Origin of the sequence: Rhodosalinus sp. (assembly GCF_041685465.1) — a bacterium.
Classification (GTDB): domain Bacteria; phylum Pseudomonadota; class Alphaproteobacteria; order Rhodobacterales; family Rhodobacteraceae; genus Rhodosalinus.
Map to the genome: position 1 here is coordinate 1 of NZ_JAWLFS010000211.1, position 5,378 is coordinate 5,378.

Consider the following 5,378-nt stretch of genomic DNA (forward strand, 5'->3'; position numbering starts at 1 on the left):
GTTGAGCGGCCCGCCGCGCGCACCGCGGAAGAGGGGCGCTTCGCCCGCGCGCGGATGGGGGCAGAGGGCGAGGTAGGCGTCCACCGCCTCCGTCGCCGCAGGGATCAGCGGCACGAGGCGCGTCTTGCCACCCTTGCCCGCGATCCGCAGGCTCTCGCCGAAGGGCCAGTCGCGCCCGGTGAGCCCCAGCGCCTCCGAGATGCGCAGCCCGCAGCCGTAGAGGAGCGTCACGACGGCCGTGTCGCGCGCCGCGATCCAGGGCTCTGGGTGCTGGTGGCCCACGGTCCCGAGCATCTCGCGCGCGGCGTCCTCGGCGAGCGGCCGGGGCAGGCGGCGGGGGTGTTTCGGGGCGCGCGCGGCGAGGATCGCGGAGGCGTCGAAGCCGTCGGTCTCGGCGAGCCAGCGGTAGAAGCTCTTCACCGCCGAGAGGCGGCGGGCCAGCGTGCGCGGCCCGGCGCCCGCCGCGCGCCCCGCGGCGAGCCACGCCCGGATGTCCGAAAGCCCCGCGCGCGCCAGCGCGGCGCGGCCCTGCGGGCCGCCGTGGTGCCCGGCGAGGAAGGCGAGAAAGCCGCCGACGTCCCGGCGATAGGCGTCCTCGGTGTTGGCCGCGGCGCCCGTCAGCGCGCGCCGCGCCGCGAGCCAGTCCTCGAGCGCTTCCGCCGCGCCCGGCGCGATCACGCCAGCCAGCGCCGCATCGAGCGCTCGAAGACGCCAGCGAAGAAGGCGAGCAGATCGGTCCCGTGCTGCGGGCTGAACTGGTGCGGGTCCTCGGCGCCGAGGAGCAGCATCCCCGGCAGCCGGCCCTCGCCGAGATCGAGCCGGAGGCAGGCTTCCGAGCGCAGGTCGGGCGCGCGCGCGCCGTAGAGCCAGCCCGCGCCGCTGTCGATCTGGCGCAGCGTGACGGGGCGGGGCGCCCCCTCGGTGCCGCCGCGGGCGGCGACGTGGCGCCGCGCGAAGCCCGGCTCGGCCACCTGCAGGACCGCGCCGAGCCGGGCGAGCGCCGGGTCGGCCTCCGCCTGCGCGGATTCGAGCACCAGCCGGATCGCGTCAACCCGCAGGATCGCGGCCACCTCGCCCTCCAGATCGGCGAGGAAGCTCTCGAAGTCCACCGGGTCGAGCATCCGCAGGACCGCGCGGTGGATCTGGTTCGTCCCGGCGAGGTTCTCGTAGGCCGCCGCGATCACGCTGCGGTGCGTCTCTTCCAGCCGGTCGAGCCGCGCCTCGAGCCGCTCCATCGCGATACCGCGCAGGTCCACGATATTGGCGCCCATCGCGCGTTCGTTGGCGGCGACGATGGCGCGCATCACCTCCGCGTCCTCCAGGATCGTCTCGGGCGCCTCGATCAGCCGCGCGCGCAGCGACGGCTCGATCTGGGCGGGACTCGCTGTGCTGCTCATGCCGGCCTCTTGGTCGTTTCGCGCGACGATAGCACGCGGTCAGAGGATTTTCTGCCCCGTTTTCTCCCAATCCGCCAGGAAGGTGGCGAGGCCCTTGTCGGTGAGCGGATGCGCCGCCATGGCCCGGATCACCGCCGGCGGCGCGGTGGCCACGTCGGCGCCGATCTTCGCGCATTCGGTCATGTGGTTGACCGAGCGGATGGAGGCGGCGAGCACCTCGGTCTCGTAGCCGTGCATGTCGTAGATCTCGCGGATGTCCGAGATCAGCTGCAGCCCGTCGAGGTTGATGTCGTCGAGACGGCCGATGAAGGGCGAGATGAAGCTCGCGCCCGCCTTGGCGGCGAGCAGCGCCTGCGCGGCCGAGAAGCAGAGCGTGACGTTGACCATCCGGCCTTCGCCCGAGAGCGTCTTGCAGGCCTTCAGCCCCTCCCAGGTGAGCGGCACCTTGATCGCGATGTTCCCGGCGATGGTGGCGAGTTCGCGGCCCTCGGCGATCATGCCCTCGGCGTCGGTGGCGACCGTCTCGGCGCTGACGGGGCCGTCGACGAGGGCGCAGATCTCGGCGGTGACCTCGCGGATGTCGCGGCCCGCCTTCATGATGAGCGAGGGATTGGTGGTCACGCCGTCCACCACCCCGAGGGCGTGAAGGTCGCGGATGGCGTCGATGTCTGCGGTGTCGACGAAGAATTTCATGGGGTGTCTCTTTCGCTGCGGCGCGGTTGCGGCTTGGCCTCTGTCGCGCTCGCCTTTACTCCGGTTGCGGCCATGAGCAAAGCCCCGATCCCCGACGCCTTCCCCGAGGGCGCGCGCATCGCCGTGCTGACGACGCAGCCGCTCGGGCGGCCGCTCGACTACCGCGCGCCGGCGGGCGGCGTGCGGGCGGGCGCCTTCGTGGAGGTGCCGCTCGGGCCGCGCAAGGTGCTCGGCGTGGTCTGGGGCGCCGGCACCGGCGAGGTGGCGGCGACGAAGCTCCGCGCGGTGCTGCGCGTGCTCGACGCCGCGCCGATGCGCCCCGAGCTCCGCGCCTTTCTGGAGCGCGCGGCGGACTACACGCTGACGCCGCTGCCGGCGATGCTGCGGCTGGCGACCCGCGCGCCGGGCCTCGGCGATCCGCCGGCGATGCGCCGGCTCTATGTCCCCGGAGAGCGCGCGCCGACACGGCTGACCGATGCGCGCGCCCGCGTGCTCGACGCGCTGGAGGCGGCCACCTCCGGCCTGACGCTGGCCGAGCTCACGGAGGCGGCGGGCGCGTCGGCCTCCGTCGTCAAGGGCCTTGCCGCGCAGGGCGCGGTGGCCGAGATCGCGACGCCGCGCGACGCGCCCTTTCCCCGCCTCGATCCGGAGGCCCGCGGCAAGCCGCTCAGCGCCGATCAGGCGTCGGCGGCGGCGGAGCTCCGCGCGGGCATGGCGTCGGGCGGCTACGCCACCACGCTCCTCAAGGGCGTCACCGGCTCCGGCAAGACGGAGGTCTACCTGGAGGCTGTCGCGGAATGTCTGGCGCGCGGCCGGCAGGCGCTCGTCCTCCTGCCCGAGATCGCCCTGACGGCGGAGTTCCTCGACCGGGTCGAGGCGCGCTTCGGCGCGCGCCCGGCCGAGTGGCACTCCGGCCTGACCATGACCGAGCGCCGCCGCGTCTGGCGCATGGCGGGCGAGGGCGGCGCGCAGATGGTGGTGGGCGCGCGCTCGGCGCTCTTCCTGCCCTTCGCCGACCTCGGCCTCGTCATCGTCGACGAGGAGCACGACAGCTCCTACAAGCAGGAGGAGGGCGTGCTCTACAACGCCCGCGACATGAGCGTCCTGCGCGCCGCGCACGCGGGCGCGCAGGTGGTGCTCGCCTCGGCCACGCCCTCGCTCGAGACATGGGCGAACGTCGAGGCGGGCAAGTATCGCCGGCTCGAGCTCGCCGCGCGCTTCGGCGCGGTGCTGCCCGAGATGCGCGCGATCGACATGCGCGCCGAGGGGCTGCCCGCCGGGCGCTGGATCTCCGAGACGCTGGCGCGCGGGGTGGAGACGCGCATCGCCGCGGGCGAACAGGCGCTCCTTTTCATCAACCGGCGGGGCTATGCGCCGGTCACCCTCTGCCGGGCCTGCGGGCACCAGATCGGCTGTCCCGACTGCGACGCGCGGCTCGTCGAGCACCGCTTCCTGAAGCGCCTCGTCTGCCACCAGTGCGGGGAGTCGATCCCGAAACCCGACGCCTGCCCCGAATGCGGCAAGGAGGAGAGCCTCGCCGCCATCGGCCCGGGCGTCGAGCGCCTCGCAGAGGAGGCGCAGGCGCGCTTTCCCGAGGCGCGCCTCGCGGTGCTGAGTTCGGATCTCTTCGCCTCCGCCCGCGCGCTCAAGGCCGAGATCGCGGCCATCGCCGAGGGCGGCGCCGACATCGTGATCGGCACGCAGCTGGTGGCCAAGGGGCACAACTTCCCGCTCCTGACGCTCGTCGGCGTGATCGACGCCGACCTCGCGCTGCACGGCTCGGACCTGCGCGCGGCCGAGCGCACGTTTCAGCTCATGCGGCAGGTGGCGGGCCGCGCCGGGCGCAGCGGCAAGCCGGGCGTCGCCATGCTGCAGACCCATCAGCCCGACCACCCGGTGATCCGCGCCATCCTCGCCGGCGACGAGGAGGGGTTCTGGCGGGCCGAGGCCGCGGCGCGGCAGGCGGCCGGCATGCCGCCCTACGGCCGCCTCGCGGGGGTCATCCTGTCGGGGCCGGAGCCCGAGCCCGTCTTTCAGCTCGGCCAGGCGCTCGCCCGCGCGGACGGGCCGCTGCGCCGCATCGGGGCGGAGGTCTGGGGCCCCGCGCCCGCGCCCATCGCGCGCATCCGCGGCCGGCACCGGGTGCGGCTGCTCGTCAAGGCCGCGAAGGGGGCGCCGCTTCAGCCCGCGCTCGCCGAGTGGATCGCGCAGGTCGAGGTGAAGGCACCGCTCCGCCTCGCCGTGGACATCGACCCGCAGAGCTTCTTCTGACCGTGCCGCGACGGTGTCCGCCGGTCACGGTCGGCCCGCCCCTCAGGCCGCCGCGGCGGCGGCCCGCTGGTCCACGAGAAGGTCGGTGAGCATCGCGCCGATCCACATGCAGAAGAGCGCGGTCCAGGCGGTGGCGGCGAAGATCGAGCCGCCGGTGACGCCCGCGCCGATCGCGCAGCCGCCCGCGAGCATGCCGCCGAAGCCCATCATCGCCGCGCCGGTCATCGCCTTGCGCATGTTCACCTCGTTCTCGAAGCCCTGGAACTTCAGCTCGCCCGCCCACCATGCGGCGAGGAAGGCGCCGAGGAAGACGCCGGGCACGAGGCCGATGTCGAAGCCGAGCACCGGGTTGCGCTCCATGGTGAACATCAGCGTCCCCGCCGAGGGGCCGGTGAAGGTGACGCTCTCGACCGTCACCGGGTCGAAGGCCACCTGCGCGAGCGAGAAGGTCAGCCAGTAGCCGACGGCGACGGAAAATCCCACGCCCGAGGCGAAGATCAGCCGCGCGGGCCCGATGCGGTTGCGCCGCGCGAGGTCCAGCGCGAGCGCGGCGAAGCCGACGCCGAGCGCCACGCCGCCCCAGTCGGGCATTCCGGTCGCGTTCAGCAGGTTCACGTTCTGCCCGCCCTCGGTCACCCAGAGCCCCGCGATCCGGTCGCGCAGCGGCGAGAGCCAGCCTGCGAGGCTCATCTGCGCGACCACGGCGAAGATCAGCCCCGAGACGACCGAGCGCAGGTTGCCCGTCGCCGCCAGCACGAGAAGCCGACCCGAGCAGCCCCGCGCGAGCACCATGCCCGCGCCGAAGAGCAGCCCGCCGACGATGGCGCCGGACCAGCTGCCGGGCACGGCGAGCATCCGCGCGTCCTCGGGCCGCATGAGCCCGGCGAGCGAGGCCGCCTGCACCCAGAAAAGCGCGGTCGAGAAGGTCAGGAGCCAGACCGCCACCTTGTCGCCCATGGCGCCGCGCGCGAACTCCACGGTCGCCGCGCGCAGGCAGAAGCGCGAGCGCTGTGCCGC

Annotated in this window: 5 protein-coding genes; 1 reads left to right on the plus strand and 4 read right to left on the minus strand. The window is 74.2% G+C overall.

All coding sequences use genetic code 11. The features are described 5' to 3' along the window. The 3 genes from ACESL7_RS12595 to fsa all read right to left on the minus strand — a co-directional run. The coding region (locus ACESL7_RS12595; protein ID WP_372893669.1) for a site-specific integrase at positions 1-687 on the minus strand (687 nt) is incomplete at its 3' end. After that, positions 675-1,397 (minus strand): DUF484 family protein, encoded by a 723-nt coding sequence (locus ACESL7_RS12600; protein ID WP_372893665.1) that lies wholly within the window; start codon positions 1,395-1,397, stop codon positions 675-677. The genes ACESL7_RS12595 and ACESL7_RS12600, both read right to left, overlap by 13 nt. A gap of 39 nt (positions 1,398-1,436) precedes the next feature. Next, complete coding sequence (fsa, locus tag ACESL7_RS12605; RefSeq protein ID WP_372893666.1) at positions 1,437-2,090, minus strand: fructose-6-phosphate aldolase; 654 nt, start codon at positions 2,088-2,090, stop codon at positions 1,437-1,439. 72 nt (positions 2,091-2,162) lie between these two features. On the opposite strand from fsa, the gene ACESL7_RS12610 reads away from it, so the two are divergent. Then, on the plus strand, positions 2,163-4,361 hold the full coding sequence (locus tag ACESL7_RS12610; protein WP_372893667.1) for a primosomal protein N': 2,199 nt from the start codon (positions 2,163-2,165) through the stop codon (positions 4,359-4,361). A 42-nt stretch (positions 4,362-4,403) separates the two neighbouring features. Here ACESL7_RS12610 and ACESL7_RS12615 read toward each other — a convergent pair. Further along, on the minus strand, positions 4,404-5,378 hold a 975-nt coding region (locus ACESL7_RS12615; RefSeq protein WP_372893668.1), incomplete at its 5' end, for a YeeE/YedE family protein.

Excerpts from the sequence above, each read along its gene's own strand:
- ACESL7_RS12610 (WP_372893667.1), top strand. The coding sequence starts at position 2,163 with ATGAGCAAAGCCCCGATCCCCGACGCCTTCCCCGAGGGCGCGCGCATC.
- fsa (WP_372893666.1), bottom strand. The coding sequence starts at position 2,090 with ATGAAATTCTTCGTCGACACCGCAGACATCGACGCCATCCGCGACCTT.
- ACESL7_RS12600 (WP_372893665.1), bottom strand. The coding sequence starts at position 1,397 with ATGAGCAGCACAGCGAGTCCCGCCCAGATCGAGCCGTCGCTGCGCGCG.